The organism is Klebsiella sp. HC6, from assembly GCF_022605325.1.
GTDB classification, from domain to species: Bacteria; Pseudomonadota; Gammaproteobacteria; order Enterobacterales; family Enterobacteriaceae; genus Klebsiella; species Klebsiella terrigena.
This window is the reverse complement of sequence record NZ_CP093276.1, coordinates 3,192,259-3,209,522: the sequence shown is the minus strand read 5'-3', so window position 1 is coordinate 3,209,522 and position 17,264 is coordinate 3,192,259. Positions and strand designations below refer to the sequence as shown.

Below are 17,264 nucleotides of genomic sequence, written 5' to 3'. Positions count from 1 at the left end.
AGAGCAGGATGGCACATCTGGATGAGGTTATCGCCCGCGTAGACGCGGCGATTGCCGAAGGGGTGATTACCCATATGAATGAGCTGCTGATCGAACTGAGCGATGACGCTGAACTCGATCGCGACGATCGCTATACCCAGCAGCAGCGTCTACGCACCACCATTGCGCATCACGGACGCCAGCACCAGGAAGAGCAGGAAGGGCGGCGTGAGCAGTTGACCAAAGGTGGCTCGATCCTCTGATATCCGCGTCAGAACTGGCGTCTGGCGACCAGCCAGGCGCCTATCACCAGCATGACCGCTCCGCAAAACGGCCCCACCAGCGCGCGAAACGGCACGCCGTGGGCGCGCACTAAATCGATGATCAGGCCGCCGACCAGCTGGCTGGCGATGAGCACCGCAATGGTGGTCGCCGCGCCGACGTTCTGATACCCGCTGATGCTGGCAAAGACAAAAAACGACCCCAGCAGGCCCGGAATCAGCGTCCACCACTTCACGCTAACCGCCAGCTCATGAACGCCCGCCGCGCCGTGACGCAGGAGCAAAATGGTGACGAAAATAACAATCCCGACCAGCGAATTAAGCAGCATCGCAATCAGGATTGTCGAAGCGGACTGGGTAATGCGCACCATCAGCGTATTCTGTACCACCAGCCCGATCCCGGCGGCGATAAGGCAGGCCAGCGTCAGCGACTGATTCATGCCTCGGGATCCGGATCGCGGCGATCGTCGAGCTGGAGCTGCATAAAGGTCAGGTCCAGCCAGCGGCCGAATTTGGTGCCGACCTGCGGCATCTGGCCGGTGGTCACAAAACCGAGGGTTTCATGGAGATGCAGCGACGCGTGGTTCTGCGCCTCAATGCCGGCGACCATCACGTGTTTCTTCAGGCGACGGGCCTCATTAATCAGCGCCACAAGCAGGGTGCGGCCAAGCCCTTTTCCCTGGTAATCGGGGTGCACGTAGACCGAATGCTCGACGGTATGGCGAAAGCCGTCGAAGGTGCGCCAGTCGCCAAACGATGCGTAGCCAGTCACCACGCCGTCCTCTTCGCTTACCAGCACCGGGAAACCGGCCAGCTGGCGGGCTTCAAACCAGGCAATACGGTTATCGGTGTCGACGGTTTTATCATTCCAGATAGCGGCGGTGTGCAGCACCGCATGGTTGTAGATCCCGGCAATCGCCGCACAATCCTCTTTACAGGCATAGCGGATGGTCATAGCAAACCTCAAGTTTCGTACACTATAGTAGTACGACATTATTACAATAATGTACGCAACGCTGTCATCTGTTTTAGGCAAAATTTTTTACTAAGGTACGCCAGCCGGTGCGGCGTCAGGCGGAGTTATGGGAGCCAGCACCGTAGAACAGCTTCACTTTCACCACCTTGTTACGCCGCATTTCATACACTATAGTACTACGCTATGAATACTATCGAAGACAACATTAATCAGCGCATTAGCGCCCGCATTCGCATCGAACGGGAGTCCCGAGGCTGGTCCCTGAGCGAGCTGGCGGAACGGGCCGGCGCGTCGCGGGCGATGATCCACAAAATCGAACGCGGTGAGAGTAGCCCGACGGCGTCGATGCTCGGGCGTCTCTCCGGCGCCTTTGGCATCAGCATGTCGACGCTGATCGCCCGGGCGGAGATGCAGGAAGGCAAGCTGCTGCGCTTTGCCAACCAGCCGGTGTGGCGCGATCCGCAGAGCCACTATCTGCGCCGTCACGTCTCGCCGCGCAGCGATCTGCCTATCGATCTGGTGCAGGTGGAGCTTCCCGCCGGCAGCGATGTCCCGATGCCCGCGGCCTCCTATGCCCTGGCGCGCCAGCTGATCTGGCTGCAGCAGGGCGAGCTGGTGTTTGTCGAAGGCACCACGCGCCATGAAATGCAGGCGGGAGATTGCCTGGAGCTGGGGCCACCGAACGACTGCCGTTTTATCAATGAATCCGCCACTTCCTGCATCTATCTGGTCGTGAGGCTGAATCAATCTGCCTCATAATGCCAATGCAGGCGGGGATAATTGCGGCTAGCCTCAGTACAGGTCTTTAAAAGAGGAGTTTGCTATGGCTTTTAATTCGCAACGTCACCGTCGCTGGGTGCTGGCTTCTCGTCCACACGGCGAGCCGACCGGGGAAAATTTCCGTCTGGAAGAGGGCGATGTGCCCTCGCCGGGCCCGGGACAGGTGCTGCTTCGCACCGTGTTTCTCTCTTTAGATCCCTACATGCGCGGCCGCATGAGCGATGCGCCGTCCTACTCGCCGCCGGTCGCCATCGGCGCGGTGATGGTGGGCGGTACGGTGAGCCGGGTTGTCGCGTCAAATCATGCTGACTTTACCCCCGGGGAGTGGGTGCTGGGCTACGGCGGTTGGCAGGATTATGAGCTGTCCGACGGCAGCGGGCTGGTGAAGCTGGGCGCGCAGCCGGAGCATCCGTCCTGGGCGCTCGGCCTGCTGGGCATGCCCGGTTTTACCGCCTATATGGGGCTGCTGGATATTGGACAGCCGAAGGCCGGCGAGACGCTGGTGGTCGCCGCCGCCACCGGGCCGGTGGGCGCAACGGTAGGGCAGATTGCTAAGCTTAAAGGCTGCCGCACCGTCGGGATTGCCGGCGGCAGCGAGAAGTGTCGCTACGCTGTTGAGACGCTGGGCTTTGACGTCTGTCTCGACCATCGGGCACCTGATTTTGCCGAACAGCTGGCGCAGGCATGCCCGCAGGGCATTGACGTTTATTATGAAAACGTCGGCGGCAAGGTGTTCGATGCGGTGCTGCCGCTGCTCAATACCTCGGCGCGGGTGCCGGTGTGCGGCCTGGTCAGCGGCTACAACGCGACCGCGCTGCCCGACGGGCCGGACCGTCTGCCGCTGCTGATGGGCACGCTGCTGAAAAAGCGGATTCGGATGCAGGGCTTTATTATCGGCCAGGATTACGGCCACCGTATCGCCGAGTTCCAGCAGGAGATGGGGCGCTGGGTGCAGGAAGGTAAAATTAAGTACCGCGAGCAGCAAATCGACGGGCTGGAGAGCGCCCCGCGTGCGCTGATCGGCCTGCTGAAGGGCGAGAACTTCGGTAAGGTCGTGGTCCGGGTTTCGCCGAACGAGTAACGCTTATGCCCCGGCGCCGCCGAGCGCCGGGGCGAGGATCTGCAAGGCGCATCCCTTCGTTAACTCCCTGCTTTACTACTCTTCCCCAATCATGAATTCGTAGCTTAAGCGACGCATCTTGTGGCGCGATGCTGGTCTGTTCAGATGAGCGCTAATGCGCAATATTGAATTTTTAATGGATATTTTTATTGCTGCAGAAGGCTTTATCAGAGATGTACTTAATGATAAAAGTGTCGTACGAAAAAGCTTATCAGGTGGCGCAGTGGAGTACCGGTTACCAAATTAAAGAGACAGGGCGTGCACAGTATATGGAAGGTTTAATAAACGATGGTCGCTGCAATTATAATGCTAATAAGGGATTTAAAGCAGGGTACATTGTTGGTGCTTACAAAAAATGTGAAACAGTATGGCCCAATGGAGTTAAAAAATGACTAGTACAGGATGGAAACCTGGTTTTGGTATTGTATATACATGGTTTGGCATGGACAAAAATGGGGGAGTTGGTGTTTTTGTTAATGATTGTTGGGGGGAGCTACCTTCTGTTCTTTTAAAACAAGACTCCGTCGAACATATACTTGATTCTATATCTGAATATATACATGAAGAATCAGAGGTTTTTACCATCATTCCACCTGATAAAAATGGTGATATTAGAGATCCTTTTAATGGTGCGACTGGCATACGTGCAGATATTCTTGAAAAAGCGATGAATTTTAATGGGGTGACATTGAAATGAAAAATATAAATGAATTAACTCTTTTTTCGCTTGATGAGCAAGAAATAACATTTGAGGGTTACATTGTTTATCTGGATGATGGTGACCTTTATATTATTGGATTGGATTATGGTGATGATTATACTACTACGAGTCCTTCCATTGCTGTTAAAAATAAAAACCTGTCTGATAATCTGGAAGCTAATGTCAGCTTGTATGGCGGGGGAAAGACGCGATTATTTCATCATGTAAAGTTGAAAGGTGTATTAGAAAAAGATAATCTAACAGGTGAAGTAAGTATCCTTGTAAAAGAGTTGAGTGTGGAAGATAACGGGCAATGGATATCAATTGATGTAGATAAATATTATGAGCCGAGGAACGGAAAAGGTTCTAATTGGCATGATCTGTTTAATAACTAATATTAACTTTATCCGCTGTTGAAAGATGTATTAAAAAAGAATGATACATGTCTGAGGGGATAGGTAAAATGCATCATTTAACAGAAAGGCAATACTAGGGACACTGTGGCAAAAGGAGGTGATAAACTTATCATCTCCTTTTGCTGACGGAGCAGCACATGAACCCATTCAAAGGCTGGCATTTTCAGCGTGACATTATCCTGTGGGCCGTACGCTGGTACAGGGGGTTGAGGGGCAATGGAACGAAAACGCACGAGAATGACATAATTAATCGTTTGTATTGAAATTTATCGGTATTGCCTGGTGGGTTCATCCACGGCAGTTCGCCATTCCTGAGCCGTGATTTCTCTGAACGCCTGCGAACCCACAGACGCACTTGAAATCACCATGGCCGAAGCCAGCGCCTTAAGGCGTTTCAGACCCTTAACCAGTGCAGCCTGGGAACCGCCATCTGAGCTGTTTATACGTGACTCCCAGACCCCATTTTTCATATAGGTGGTATCGCCCGTGAAAAGGTGATTTTTTCCAGACGGGGATTTGGCGTAAAAACAAACACTGCTGTCTGTATGTCCAGGTGTTGGAATAATTTCAATATTTTCTTGTACCCATTCTCTTTTCTCAAAAAAATATTGACAGCTGAACGCTGGTAAACAGCTGCGGCTTCAGCAGCCAGGCGATGATACAGGGATCGCCAACAAACTCCGATGCTCCACTGAATGAGCAGGAGCGACAGTTGCAGCGTCTGCAGAAAATGTGCTGCGATATAATTTTCTGATGCATGATGAGCCCGACAGAATGGAGAAAAAACTGGCTGGCTGTAAAAGAAGCAGCTGTTGTGAAATAAATGGCACAGTTGTCTGCTCAAAATGAGCAAAAATTTGAAAGCTGCAGGGTTACCGACAACGGAGACTGTATTAATGAAATGCTGGCCTGAATATCTGGAGCTACTGGCTACAGAGAGCTGGGGATTCAGATTGGGTTTGATATTACCGGACAGTAACGGCAGATGGGGGAAAATGTATTTGACAGATTTGATACCTGTGGATGGACCGCTGGCACAGGCTGTGGATTAAAATTATGGGGAAAAGAGGCTCTGGCTGATGCCGCAATGTGGGCCACAGGATGGGGGCAGCTAAGTATGTTGTCCCTGCTATTGGAAAATATCTTACTGAAGTCGGTATCCTTTCACAGAAAGGTGTTCCAGCGTATATAAGAAGTACACAAGTTGGTTTAGGAAAACGAGAGAAGTCGATGTCTATAAGAATCAGATGCGAAATAATACATTTCCACTTGTCCCAGAAAAGGGGGTAATAGCGGCTATATAGATAAAAAAGAGGTATACTATGTATCTGATGGAAATCATCGCATGGTTGCTGCTGTTGAATACTATAATGAAACCGGTAATTCAGAGTATATAAAACAATTGATTAAAAATGGAACGTGGACGTATAATGCGAATTATGTGGGTGCTTCTGAATCACGTCCAATGATAAAATAAACAATTCCCTTGAGGTATCCCTCAAGGGAAACTACACAAGGGATCATGTTATGGGAAAAAAAGATATATACTTAGGCATCCTTCAGGGGAGTTTGTTGCAAATAAGAAGTGTGTCCACTCATGGCGCTTTTTTTAAAGCAATGGATAGGTCTGTATATTATGAATCTCAGCTTATACATGAATTTTATTTGCTGTTGAAGTATGATGATTTTAATGATTTGGATATTTGTTTTTTAAATAAAAATGCTCGCTGGTACTATGAGGACTGTAGTGAAAAGAAAAGTTTCTTATACGAGCATCAATTGAAGAGAATTTCAACTTTATTCTCTTTAGTTCCTGAAAGCATGAGGGAAAAGCTGGAATGGCTCGGGCCAGTGATAAAGTAGAGTAAATTCTTCGCCCCCATTTCATGGGGGGGTTGACATTAGTGTAAATAAATGTGTGGTGATACTTCTCAAGTGGCCGGAAAATAGCGGTCATTACACATAACTGATATCGATATGTATAAAAAACAACCTCAGAGTGGTTATGCGACGGGGTAGTGTGCTCACAGAGTATATTTTTTCCTAAAAATGCCCTGGTGGCATAGTCTGGATGCACGAGAACGGCTATGAAGACCGGACCTGATATACCGTCAGTCGTAACGGGTCTTCGGAGCCGTTATTCTTGAATATAGGCCGCATAAACGCTGTTTATAGGTCACGATACTGAAATTAACGCTCTGATAGAGGTATCAAAGTCAGGGTCATTGACGAACGACAGACAGGACCTGCGCCTGACAAACTCATCGCCTGATACTCTGCAAACTGCCGACGCTTCCGGTCGGCTCGTCTTTATCCAGAAGGCAGTATCGCAATTCTTAACGTCTTGCAGCACCTTGATTCAGCCATAAAACGCCAGCCGCTCGGCTAGCAGGTCGACAAAACCCTCCCGGTCGACATCCAGCAACACCGTGGTATTCGGCTGCTTGCCGGTGAGGAAGTAATAATCGACCACCGTCATGCCCTGGGTGTATTTCCCCTGGGTTTCCACGCCGACCCAGCGCTCAGCGCAGGTGAACAGCTCCGGCTTCAGCAGCCAGGCGATGGTGCAGGGATCGTGCAGCGGGGCGCCGGTGAATCCCCATTTAGCATCCTTGTGATACGCCATAAAGAAGTCGAGCAGCTCGGCAACGATGGTGGCTACCGGGTTGCCGACCTGGCGGAAACGTTCGATATCCATATCATGAATCTGCGCCTTATGGGTGACGTCCAGCCCGGCCATCACCACCGGAATACCCGACTGGAAGACGATCTCCGCCGCTTCCGGGTCGACGTAGATATTAAACTCGGCGGCGGGCTGCCAGTTGCCGAGCACCATCGCGCCGCCCATCATCACGATGCGCGCGATCTTGTTGTGCAGTTCCGGGTGGCCGTTCAGCAGCAGGGCGACGTTGGTTTGCGGGCCGGTGGCGACAATCGTCACCGGCTGCGGGCTTTCGCGCAGCGTTTTCGCCATCAGCTCGACGGCGGTACAGTTCTGCGGGGCAAAATCAGGCTCCGGCAGCGCCGGGCCGTCGAGCCCGCTTTCGCCGTGAACGTTGTCAGCGATGATCAGCTCCCGCATCAGCGGCTTACGCGCGCCGCCGGCCACCGGAATATCCTGGCGTTGCAGCAGCGTCAGCATGCGCAGCACGTTACGCAGGGTTTTCTCCGGCGTCTGGTTGCCGGCGGAGGAGGCGATGGCTTTGACGTCAAGTTCAGGTGAGGCGAGGGCGAGAACGATAGCGATGGCGTCATCATGACCCGGGTCGCAATCAAGGATGATTGGCAGTGCCATAGTAGCTCCTTTTATGGGCGATATCTGGTAGTGTCAGACCTGACTATGTTCTCGGAGAACTGAGTTCAGTAGAGGTGAAAAATTATAATATCTCCACGAATCTTAATGGGTTGATTAACAAAGTCTCGGAACAGGCTATCGCACGCCAGGTGCACTTACCCCTGGGAATGGTGCAGGAGGTTGTTATAGATGTCAGAGGGCAGATATTGACAGATGAAATTCGACGTAAAATTCTCAAAGACATCAACAGTAAATCAAACGGAATAATTAAAGCCTCAAGTATAAGGTTTATAGAGAAATGAATAGAATTGGTCTTTTAGGTGCAGCAACGATATATGGGCTGGGTTCCCCAGATGATGTTGAGCTTTTTTTTTCAACAGTCTCTGAAAGTCTTGAGCAGGGGCTTTGGGGGGCTAACTATCCTGTGGTTATGTTAAAGCTATATAAAAAAGCTCTGAATTTTGATGAGATAAAAACAGCAAAGCTAGAAATGGATGAGATACAATCAAGACTTTCCAGACTTCCCATGGATAATGCGTTTTATTCCATGTTTGGCGTTGATAAGGATAAAACGGCCTGGGAAACCCAATCTACTGATTTGGCATCTTTTTTTGGTGGGTTTTTCAAAGGATTCAATACTGCCTATGAAATGACTCTTTTTCTTTATGATGATTTTGGCGAATTTGTTCCCATGCTATTGGGGCGAGCTGAGATACCCTATGCAATTGAAGACAGTAAGAGACCCGTTGAGGAATTTGACCGGCTGACGGATGAAGATCTTCCTTTCTGGAAGAGGTGATTACTCAGTGTAACCTTTTCCCGCAGTCTGCTGCGGGGAAAGGTTGTTTTGGAATCCAGAGACCGGCCTTAACCTTGAATTTAATATTTTCAGCCGCTTACGAGTTGTATTGTCAGTCCATTCCTCCGAGTTTTAAATTCAGCCATAAAACGCCAGCCGCTCGGCTAGCAGGTCGACAAAACCCTCCCGGTCGACATCCAGCAACACCGTGGTATTCGGCTGCTTGCCGGTGAGGAAGTAATAATCGACCACCGTCATGCCCTGGGTGTATTTCCCCTGGGTTTCCACACCTACCCAGCGCTCAGCGCAGGTGAACAGCTCCGGCTTCAGCAGCCAGGCGATGGTGCAGGGGTCGTGCAGCGGGGCGCCGGTGAATCCCCATTTAGCATCCTTGTGATACTCCATAAAGAAGTCGAGCAGCTCGGCAACGATGGTGGCCACCGGGTTGCCGACCTGGCGGAAACGTTCGATATCCATATCATGAATCTGCGCCCGATGCGTGACGTCCAGCCCGGCCATCACCACCGGAATACCCGACTGGAAGACGATCTCCGCCGCTTCCGGGTCGACGTAGATATTAAACTCGGCGGCGGGCTGCCAGTTGCCGAGCACCATTGCGCCGCCCATCATCACGATGCGCGCGATCTTGTCGTGCAGTTCCGGGTGGCTATTCAGCAGCAGGGCGACGTTGGTTTGCGGGCCGGTGGCGACAATCGTCACCGGCTGCGGGCTTTCACGCAGCGTTTTCGCCATCAGCTCGACGGCGGTACAGTTCTGCGGGGCAAAATCAGGCTCCGGCAGCGCCGGGCCGTCGAGCCCGCTTTCGCCGTGAACGTTGTCAGCGATGATCAGCTCCCGCATCAGCGGCTTACGCGCGCCGCCGGCCACCGGAATATCCTGGCGTTGCAGCAGCGTCAGCATGCGCAGCACGTTACGCAGGGTTTTCTCTGGCGTCTGGTTGCCGGCGGAGGAGGTAATGGCTTTGACGTCCAGTTCGGGTGAGGCGAGGGCGAGAACGATAGCGATGGCGTCATCATGACCCGGGTCGCAATCAAGGATGATTGGCAGTGCCATAGCGGCTCCTTTTTATGGGCGATATTTGTGATAAGGGTAACGCCAGGGAGCACAACAGACGAGAGAGGATAAAACAAAGCGTGATGAACGCCGCATTATGAAGGCAGGAGGGAAGAATATTTTCCCGACTGCGGGCTGGCGGGCGCTGGCTTCTCGCCCGTTCCGCGCTTGCCGGGGCGACGCAGGACAATGAGGCCGTGGCCGTAATGGGGACATTAACGCCGCCGCCCGGCGTTATCCCGGGCGGCGGCTGCGGCGTGTTACTCAAATCGCCAGGCGAGGTTGAGGCCAACGCCGTAGTTACGTCCCGGCGCCGGTTCGTAGTAGCGGCCGTTGGACTCGTTAACGATCACCGACCCGACGTAGCTGCGATCAAACAGGTTATCGATACGGCCGAAAACGTCCATATCCATGTTGCCGTAGCTCCACTTATAGCCGCTGGTGAGCCCAACGACGGTCCATGACGGCGCCTTTGCGGTGTTCTCATCGTTAGCCATGATATTGCTCATATAGCGAATATCGCTGCCCGCGTACCAGCCGCGATCCGGCTGATAGCCAAACGAGGCGTAGCCCATGTTGCGGGCGATCCCCGGGATGCGGTTGCCGTTGCAGCTGGCGTCATCGCAGACGTTGGTCCGGTAGGTGGCGTCCAGCCAGGTCCAGGCGGCCTTCAGGCGCCAGTTCTCAGCGAACTGCTGATCCAGCCCCAGCTCCATCCCCTGACGGCGGGTTTTGCCGGCGTTTTTATAGCTGGTGCGTCCGCCGCTGCTGGCGTCAACCACAATCTCGTTATCGGTATTGGTCTGGAACAGGGCGGCGGTGAACAGGCCGTTGCCGATCCGCGTTTTGCTGCCGATTTCAAACGTCTCGTTGGTGGCGGGCTGCAGGCCAAAGTTCAGGCCGCCCTGGTTGCCGGAGCGGTAGGAGAGCTCGTTGATGGTCGGCGTTTCAAAACCACGGCCCGCGGAAGCGTAGACGTTCCACGCATCGGTCAGCGCATACTTCAGTGAACCCGCCGGCAGCCATTTGTGGTAGCTGGCGTCGCCGCTATCGTCCCCGTTGCCCGGGGTAATGTAGTAATCGTTTGAATCGAACCACACCGAGCTGTAGCGCACCCCGGCATCGAGGGTGAGCTTCTCCGTCAGCTGCCACTGGGTCTGCAGGTAAGGGTCGATATTCCACATCAGGTTGCGTTCGTTGCGGCGCAGGTTGCCCTCTTCGCCGTACTGCGGCGCGCCGTTGGCCATCACGAAGTTTTCAAACCCTTTGCGGCGCTCGCTCATGGTTTCGTAATCAAGCCCGGTGGTGAAGGTCACCGGCACCAGCAGCTCGCCGCGGTGGGTCCAGCGGGTATCGATACCCTGATAGTGACGGGTGAGGTCAATCACGCCCCCCGCGTGGCTCGGGTTAAGCTGCGGCGCGCGCGGAATCGACTGATACTGCGTGGTTTCACGCTCGCCGGCGTACATCATCACGCTCAGGTCGTCGCGCTCGCTCAGCTGGCGCTCGTAGCGTAAACCGGCCTGGGTCTGTTTGGTCGATTTGCGGGTGTTGTACTGATCGCCGCGCGGCGACTGGCGGGGGTTATTCTGCCACTCGTCGTAGCTCAGGCCGCCGGCATCGTTGGCTTTGATATCCACGCTGTTGAACAGCAGCGTCAGCTTGCTGACGTCGTTGATGCGCACGCCAAGCTTCGCGTTGGCGAGGTTTTTCCGCGCCCCGCTGTGATCGCGGTAGCCGTGAGTGGTGAAGCGGTTGGTCGACACGGTGTAATCGACGTCCCCGGCGTGGGTACCGTCGCCGACGGCGCCAGTGGCCTTCATGCCGTAGTGCCAGGTACCGAAGCTGCCGTAATAGCTGCTGGCTTCGATGGTCGGCGGCTGGCTGCCGCTCTGGCTGGTGACGTTAATCACCCCGCCGGAGGAGTTGCCGTACAGCGCGGAGAAGGGCCCGCGCAGAACCTCCAGCGACTCTACGCTGCCGATATCGATATTGGAGGTTTGCCCCTGGCCGTCGGGCATGGTGGCCGGAATGCCGTCAACGTAGATCCGCAGCCCGCGCACGCCGTAGGTGGAGCGAGAGCCGAAGCCGCGAATCGAGAGCTGCAGGTCCTGAGCGTAGTTCTGTCGGTTTTGTACCTGCAGGCCGGGTACCGCACCCAGCGACTCGGAAAGGTTGACCCGCGGCGCGGCCTGGCGCATTTCGTCGCCGTTGACCACGCTGACGGCGGCGGGAGTATCGAGTTCGGAGACCGTCGTTGGGGCAGCGGTAACGACCATTGTCTGCTCGCCTTCAGGGCTGGACTGAGCCATAGCGACCAGCGGCAAAAGGAGGGCGGGAAGCGCAACCGTGCGCACGGAAAGGATTTTCATGGAAACACTCGCAAAACGAACCAAACGGAACATATCTCCATATGTTAACTCTTTTGTAATTTTTTGAAAATTATTAACGGAAGTTTAGTTAAATAATGGCAACTATTGGCTATTTTTTTCGCCCGCGAGCGCAATTAACGCTCCACTTTGCGTTAAATAATGATTACTATTCGCATTTATAAAATAGCGTAAAGCCATGACTTTACGCCACGGAAGCACTGTCGAGCAGGCACATATTTGTTTTATCAAAGGGAGTCGTCATGTCATTACGTCATCTGTCCACGCCGCGTCTGCGCCGTTCACTGTTGTTAACTTCACTGCTGCTGGCGGGGAGCTTCAGCGCTCACGCGGCAGAAGAAATGCTGCGCAAGGCGGTTGGAAAGGGCGCATACGAGATGGCTTATAGCCAGCAGGAAAATGCGCTATGGGTCGCGACTTCGCAAAGTCGTTCGCTGGATAAAGGCGGGATCGTCTATCGCCTCGACCCGACGACGCTGGAGGTGACTCAGGTTATCCATAACGACCTGAAGCCGTTCGGCGCGACGATCAATAACGCCACCCAGACGCTGTGGTTTGGCAACACCACCGACAGCACCGTCACCGCGATTGACGCCAAAACCGGCGCGGTAAAAGGCCGTCTGGTGCTTGACGACCGCAAGCGCAGCGAAACCGTGCGTCCGCTGGCGCCGCGCGAGCTGGCGGTGAATGAGAAGACCAACACCGTTTATATTACCGGACTGGGTAAAGAGAGCGTTATCTGGGTGGTTGATGGCGACAAGCTGACCCTGAAAGATACCATTGCCAATACCGGCGCGATGGCGACCGGGCTGGCGGTTGATGCTGACGCGAAGCGCATTTACACCACCAACGCCGACGGTGAGCTGCTGACTATCGACAGCGACAGCAACAAAATTCTGAGCCGTAAAAAGCTGCAGGATGACGGTAAGGAGCACTTCTATCTGAACCTGAGCCTCGATACCGCAGGCCATCGCGCCTTCATCACCGACAGCAAACAGCCGGAAGTGCTGGTGGTCGATCTGCGCGACGGCAAAGTGCTGCAGAAAATCGCCGCCCCGGAATCGCTGGCAGTGCTGTTCAACCCGACCCGCAATGAAGCCTACGTGACCCACCGTAAGGCCGGCGAAGTCAGCGTGATCGACGGTAAAACCTACAAGGTCGTCAAAACCATTAAAACGCCAACCTATCCTAACAGCCTCGCGCTCTCCGCCGACGGTAAAACGCTGTACGTCAGCGTGAAGCAGGAATCAACCCGTCAGAAAGAAGCCACTCAGCCGGATGATGTTATCCGCATCGCGCTGTAAAGATTTACAGGAGGGGGTGACCCCTCCTGCTCGCCTGAATCACCCTCTGTTACAAACACCTGTTAGCCGTATTAACCTAATGGCTTTACAATCAGCGCTTTCCCGCCTGCTGCGGGAGATGGGTAATCATTCTGGAGACGATATGAATAAGCCATTTATGGTTCTGTGCGCCGGCGCGATGCTGGCTTTACTGGCGGGCTGTACTTCAAACTATGTGATGACAACGAAAAGTGGGCAGACCATCGTGACCCACGGCAAGCCACAGCTGGATAAAGATACCGGCATGACCAGCTACACCGACGAATCGGGCAACCAGCGTCAAATTAACAGCAGCGACGTTTCGCAGCTGGTTAAAGATAACTAAGTCTGGATCGTCGTTGAAAAATGCGGTTTGACCGGCTTCGGCCAAACCGCAGTAGCGCTATTTTTGCGCCGTCTGAGCACCCGGCGCGGTGCGATGAATCGCCTCAACGCGACGGCGAACGCCAAACCAGCCGGCGACCAGCAGCACCGCAATCAGCGGAATTGAACCAATGGTGTAGGTGCCGTTCGGATAATCGAAGGCCATCAGCACCAGCACGCTGAGCAGGAACAGCAGGGTCAGCCAGGAGGTAAACGGCGCGCCCGGCATTTTGAAGCTTACTTCCGCCGCTCTTCCTTCATTAATCGCTTTACGCAGCCGCATCTGGCAAACCACGATAAAGCCCCACGACGCAATAATCCCCAGCGAAGCCACGTTGAGCACGATCTCAAAGACCTGCGACGGCACCAGATAGTTGAGGAATACGCCGATGACGTAGACCGCCAGCGTCGCCAGAATCCCGGCGTAAGGCACCTGATGGCGGCTCATCTTCGACATAAACTGCGGTGCGGAACCGCCCATCGACATCGAACGCAGAATGCGCCCGGTGCAGTACAGGCCCGAGTTGAGGCTGGAGAGCGCCGCGGTTAAGACCACGATATTCATCACGCTGCCAATGTACGGCACGCCGAGCTTCGAGAAGAAGGTGACGAACGGGCTTTGCCCCGCCTGATAGGCGTTCCACGGCAGCAGCAGCACCAGCAGCACCACGGAGCCGACGTAGAACAGGCCGATACGCCAGATCACGCTGTTGATCGCGCGCGGCACCATGGTCTGCGGCTCTTTGCACTCCCCGGCGGCGGTGCCGACCAGTTCGATGGAGGCAAAGGCGAACACCACCCCCTGCACCAGCACCAGCGCCGGCATCAGGCCGTGCGGGAACAGGCCGCCGTTATCGGTAATCAGGTGGAAGCCGGTGGTGTTGCCGTCCAGCGGTTTTCCGCTGCCGAGAAAAATGGTGCCGACCACGAGGAATGCCACAATCGCCAGCACTTTGATCAGCGCAAACCAGAACTCCATTTCGGCAAACCACTTCACGCCGATCATATTCATGGTGCCGACGATCGCCAGCGCGCCGAGGGCGAACACCCACTGCGGAACGTCGCCGAAGGCGCCCCAGTAGTGCATATACAGCGCTACGGCGGTGATGTCGACAATGCCGGTCATCGCCCAGTTGATAAAGTACATCCAGCCGGCAACGTAGGCCGCTTTTTCACCGAGGAATTCGCGGGCGTAGGAGACGAAGCTGCCGCTGGAGGGCCGGTGCAGCACCAGTTCGCCCAGCGCGCGGAGGATAAAGAAGGAGAACAGGCCGCAGACCAGATACACCAGGGCCAGCGCGGGCCCCGCCATCTGCAGGCGCGCGCCGGCGCCGAGGAACAGACCGGTACCGATTGCGCCGCCAATGGCGATCATCTGCACCTGACGGTTGCCCATTGCCTTGTGGTAACCCGACTCCTGCGAGTTGAGCCAGTGACGTTTTGCGGCCTGATGCTCGGCCGCGGCGTTGTGTTTTGTATTCATTGATGTACCCATTTTCCTGTCAATGTCCATGAGTGGTTCCTCGCACCGCCGAGTGGCAGCACGTTATGCTGGCTTTCTCATCATTCTGACGTAGGAGATAAGCAGAGCATGGCGCAGCATCCTACACGCAACGTGATAGTGACGCACGTAAAACATGTTTGCACCGCACTTGCTTATATATCAATGGGTTCAACGCCGCAGCGCGTCCACGAGCAGAGAAAAGGCGGCGGTGTGCTGGCGGCGGCTGGGGTAATAAAGATGGTAGCCGGTGAAGGAGGGGGTCCACGCCTCAAGAAGCCTTATCAGCCGTCCGTCGGTGAGAGCCTCGGAGACGGAATCCTCCGGGACATAGGCCAGCCCGAGGTCGGATTCGGCGGCATCTATACGCTGAGGAAGGCTGTTTAGCGTGATTTGTCCGTCAACGCGTACCCGCACTTCGCGCCCCTCCTGCTCAAACTCCCAGGCATAAATGCCGCCGAGGGTCGGTAAACGCATATTAATGCAGCGGTGCCGTTCGAGCTCATAGGGGGTTTGCGGCGTGCCGAAGCGCGCGAGGTAGTCCGCAGAGCCGACGACGGCCATGCGCATATCGGGGGCGATCCGCACCGCAATCATATCCTTCGCCACCTGCTCGCCGAGGCGGATCCCGGCGTCAAAGCGTCCATCGACGATATCGGTCAGGCCGTTATCAACGGTAATTTCGATATTAATGTCGGGATACTGCAGCATAAAGGGTTTCAACGTCGGCCAGAGCACGGCGCTGACCGCGTGCTCGCCGGCGGTCAGGCGGATATTGCCGGCCGGATGCTCGCGGGTGTCGCGCAGCGCGCTGAGCTCCTGCTCAATTTCCTGCAGATGCGGGCCGAGGCGCTGAAGCAGCCTCTCTCCCGCCGCGGTAGGCGCGACGCTGCGGGTGGTGCGGGTCAGCAGGCGCACGTCGAGCCGGGCCTCCAGATTACGCATGGCGTGGCTCAACGCCGACTGAGAAACGCCAAGCTGGGCGGCAGCGCGGGTAAAGCTGCGCTCGCGGGCCACCACCATAAACGACAGCAGGTCGTTAATATTGTCTTTAAGCATCGTTTTTCCGGATTAATGAATTTAGCTCATGGTTCCTTTCTGATTTCGCAGTCTAATCGCGGCCCCGCGCTTGCGCTATCTTTAGTGCAACACATAAGAGGAGAGCATCATGAATATTAGCCACAGCGGCTCACAGCCATCACGAAAAGGTCCCGCAGACTGGTTTACCGGCGACGTGCGTATCGATGCGCCTTTTCAGGCCACCGAGCCGGCGAAAGTGGGCGGCGCGACGGTCACCTTCGAACCCGGCGCGCGCACCGCCTGGCATACGCATCCGCTGGGCCAGACGCTGATTGTGGTCCAGGGACGCGGCTGGCTGCAGGAGTGGGGCAAAGAGCCGCAGGCGCTGAATCCGGGCGATATCGCGTGGATCCCACCGGGCGTGAAGCACTGGCACGGCGCCAGCAGCGCGACCGCGATGGTGCATATTGCCATCGCCGAAGCGGAGAACGGCAGCGCGGTGACCTGGCAGGAGCACGTCAGCGACGAGCAGTACCAGGGCTGCTAAACGCTACTGCCGCCGGTTAGCGCAGGCGCTGCGCCGCAATTTTCATCCCCGACGCGGCCGTTTGTCGGCTATTATTCTCAGCCCCACAACAAGACATGGCTGAGCGTAGACGATGAAAATCAACGTAGTAGGGACCAGCGGCGTCGGCAAATCGACCCTCGCCCGGCGGATTGCCCGGCAGCTGGCGCTTCCCTGTATCGAAATGGATCGGCTCTACTGGTTACCGCAGTGGCAGGGCACGCCGGACGAAGCGTTTTTCGCCAAATTAGCCTCCGCTACCGCCGGGCCGGGCTGGGTGCTGGACGGCAACTATAACCGCAGCCGTCAGATCAAATGGCGCGAGGTCGATCTGGTGGTCTGGCTCGACTATGGATTCTGCCGCACGCTGCGCCAGGCGGTGTGTCGCGCCGCCGCCCGCGCCAGCCGCCGTCAGGAGCTGTGGCCCGGTACCGGCAACCGCGAAAGCTTCCGTCGCTCCTTTTTTAGCCGCGAATCCATTATCTGGTGGACCATTAAAACCTGGCGTCCCAATCGCCAGCGCTACCTTGCCGATATGGCCGACCCGGCCTGGCAGCATATTCGCTTTGTGCGCCTGCGTAACCGGCGCCAGACGGAGGATTTTCTCCGCCAGCTGGCGGCGCAGCCTGCTCAGCATTAAGCTCGTATATCTATTTTCCGGC

The 17,264-nt window shown here is 55.4% G+C and carries 19 protein-coding genes; 12 read left to right on the top strand and 7 right to left on the bottom strand.

Annotated elements, in window-relative coordinates; all coding sequences use genetic code 11:
* The first annotated feature begins 8 nt into the window (after positions 1–8).
* Positions 9–242, top strand: coding sequence for a YdcY family protein (locus MMW58_RS15595; RefSeq protein ID WP_133599900.1), 234 nt, complete (start codon positions 9–11; stop codon positions 240–242).
* Between the two features lie 8 nt (positions 243–250).
* Here the strand turns inward: MMW58_RS15595 and MMW58_RS15590 are convergent, their stop codons facing one another.
* Complete coding sequence (locus MMW58_RS15590) at positions 251–700, bottom strand: DMT family transporter (RefSeq protein WP_133599899.1); 450 nt, start codon at positions 698–700, stop codon at positions 251–253.
* Complete coding sequence (locus MMW58_RS15585) at positions 697–1,215, bottom strand: GNAT family N-acetyltransferase (RefSeq protein ID WP_133599898.1); 519 nt, start codon at positions 1,213–1,215, stop codon at positions 697–699. Before MMW58_RS15585 ends, MMW58_RS15590 begins: the two co-directional genes overlap by 4 nt.
* Before the next feature lie 204 nt (positions 1,216–1,419).
* On the opposite strand from MMW58_RS15585, the gene MMW58_RS15580 reads away from it, so the two are divergent.
* The 6 genes from MMW58_RS15580 (at position 1,420) to MMW58_RS15555 (ending at position 6,115) form a co-directional block, all read left to right on the top strand.
* Entirely contained in the window at positions 1,420–1,995 is a 576-nt protein-coding gene (locus MMW58_RS15580) for a helix-turn-helix domain-containing protein (RefSeq protein ID WP_241721562.1), read from the top strand.
* Positions 1,996–2,059: 64 nt separating this feature from the next.
* The gene (locus tag MMW58_RS15575) at positions 2,060–3,097 is read left to right on the top strand and encodes an NADP-dependent oxidoreductase (RefSeq protein ID WP_241721561.1); all 1,038 of its coding nucleotides are present in this window, start codon (positions 2,060–2,062) and stop codon (positions 3,095–3,097) included.
* A 154-nt stretch (positions 3,098–3,251) separates the two neighbouring features.
* A complete protein-coding gene (locus MMW58_RS30210) occupies positions 3,252–3,383 on the top strand; it encodes a hypothetical protein (protein WP_256464558.1) in 132 nt (43 codons plus the stop codon).
* A gap of 141 nt (positions 3,384–3,524) precedes the next feature.
* On the top strand, positions 3,525–3,833 hold the full coding sequence (locus MMW58_RS15570) for a hypothetical protein (protein WP_241721560.1): 309 nt from the start codon (positions 3,525–3,527) through the stop codon (positions 3,831–3,833).
* Positions 3,830–4,231 (top strand): hypothetical protein, encoded by a 402-nt coding sequence (locus MMW58_RS15565; RefSeq protein WP_241721559.1) that lies wholly within the window; start codon positions 3,830–3,832, stop codon positions 4,229–4,231. The genes MMW58_RS15570 and MMW58_RS15565 overlap by 4 nt, the downstream gene beginning before the upstream one ends.
* Positions 4,232–5,779: 1,548 nt before the next feature.
* Positions 5,780–6,115 (top strand): hypothetical protein, encoded by a 336-nt coding sequence (locus tag MMW58_RS15555; RefSeq protein ID WP_133599894.1) that lies wholly within the window; start codon positions 5,780–5,782, stop codon positions 6,113–6,115.
* Between the two features lie 496 nt (positions 6,116–6,611).
* On the opposite strand, the gene rihA (MMW58_RS15550) is transcribed toward MMW58_RS15555, so the two are convergent.
* Complete coding sequence (gene rihA / locus MMW58_RS15550; RefSeq protein ID WP_241721558.1) at positions 6,612–7,547, bottom strand: pyrimidine-specific ribonucleoside hydrolase RihA; 936 nt, start codon at positions 7,545–7,547, stop codon at positions 6,612–6,614.
* A 298-nt stretch (positions 7,548–7,845) separates the two neighbouring features.
* On the opposite strand from rihA (MMW58_RS15550), the gene MMW58_RS15545 reads away from it, so the two are divergent.
* On the top strand, positions 7,846–8,346 hold the full coding sequence (locus MMW58_RS15545) for an Imm70 family immunity protein (protein ID WP_241721557.1): 501 nt from the start codon (positions 7,846–7,848) through the stop codon (positions 8,344–8,346).
* Between the two features lie 138 nt (positions 8,347–8,484).
* Here MMW58_RS15545 and rihA (MMW58_RS15540) read toward each other — a convergent pair whose 3' ends face one another.
* On the bottom strand, positions 8,485–9,420 hold the full coding sequence (gene rihA / locus MMW58_RS15540) for a pyrimidine-specific ribonucleoside hydrolase RihA (RefSeq protein ID WP_241721556.1): 936 nt from the start codon (positions 9,418–9,420) through the stop codon (positions 8,485–8,487).
* 260 nt (positions 9,421–9,680) lie between these two features.
* The gene (gene pqqU / locus MMW58_RS15535; protein ID WP_241721555.1) at positions 9,681–11,792 is read right to left on the bottom strand and encodes a TonB-dependent receptor PqqU; all 2,112 of its coding nucleotides are present in this window, start codon (positions 11,790–11,792) and stop codon (positions 9,681–9,683) included.
* Between the two features lie 260 nt (positions 11,793–12,052).
* Here pqqU and yncE point away from each other — a divergent pair, with 260 nt between their 5' ends.
* Both yncE and MMW58_RS15525 read left to right on the top strand, forming a co-directional pair.
* A complete protein-coding gene (gene yncE / locus MMW58_RS15530; RefSeq protein WP_095097576.1) occupies positions 12,053–13,114 on the top strand; it encodes a 7-bladed beta-propeller protein YncE in 1,062 nt (353 codons plus the stop codon).
* A gap of 142 nt (positions 13,115–13,256) precedes the next feature.
* A complete protein-coding gene (locus MMW58_RS15525; protein WP_041145366.1) occupies positions 13,257–13,478 on the top strand; it encodes a YgdI/YgdR family lipoprotein in 222 nt (73 codons plus the stop codon).
* Positions 13,479–13,535: 57 nt separating this feature from the next.
* On the opposite strand, the gene ansP is transcribed toward MMW58_RS15525, so the two are convergent.
* Complete coding sequence (gene ansP, locus MMW58_RS15520) at positions 13,536–14,999, bottom strand: L-asparagine permease (RefSeq protein ID WP_241721554.1); 1,464 nt, start codon at positions 14,997–14,999, stop codon at positions 13,536–13,538.
* A 189-nt stretch (positions 15,000–15,188) separates the two neighbouring features.
* The gene (locus MMW58_RS15515; protein ID WP_241721553.1) at positions 15,189–16,076 is read right to left on the bottom strand and encodes a LysR family transcriptional regulator; all 888 of its coding nucleotides are present in this window, start codon (positions 16,074–16,076) and stop codon (positions 15,189–15,191) included.
* A 109-nt stretch (positions 16,077–16,185) separates the two neighbouring features.
* Here MMW58_RS15515 and MMW58_RS15510 point away from each other — a divergent pair, with 109 nt between their 5' ends.
* Together MMW58_RS15510 and MMW58_RS15505 are read left to right on the top strand one after the other, a co-directional pair.
* Entirely contained in the window at positions 16,186–16,584 is a 399-nt protein-coding gene (locus tag MMW58_RS15510) for a (R)-mandelonitrile lyase (protein ID WP_123707801.1), read from the top strand.
* Positions 16,585–16,696: 112 nt separating this feature from the next.
* Positions 16,697–17,242, top strand: coding sequence for a P-loop NTPase family protein (locus tag MMW58_RS15505; protein ID WP_241721552.1), 546 nt, complete (start codon positions 16,697–16,699; stop codon positions 17,240–17,242).
* Positions 17,243–17,264: the final 22 nt, after the last annotated feature.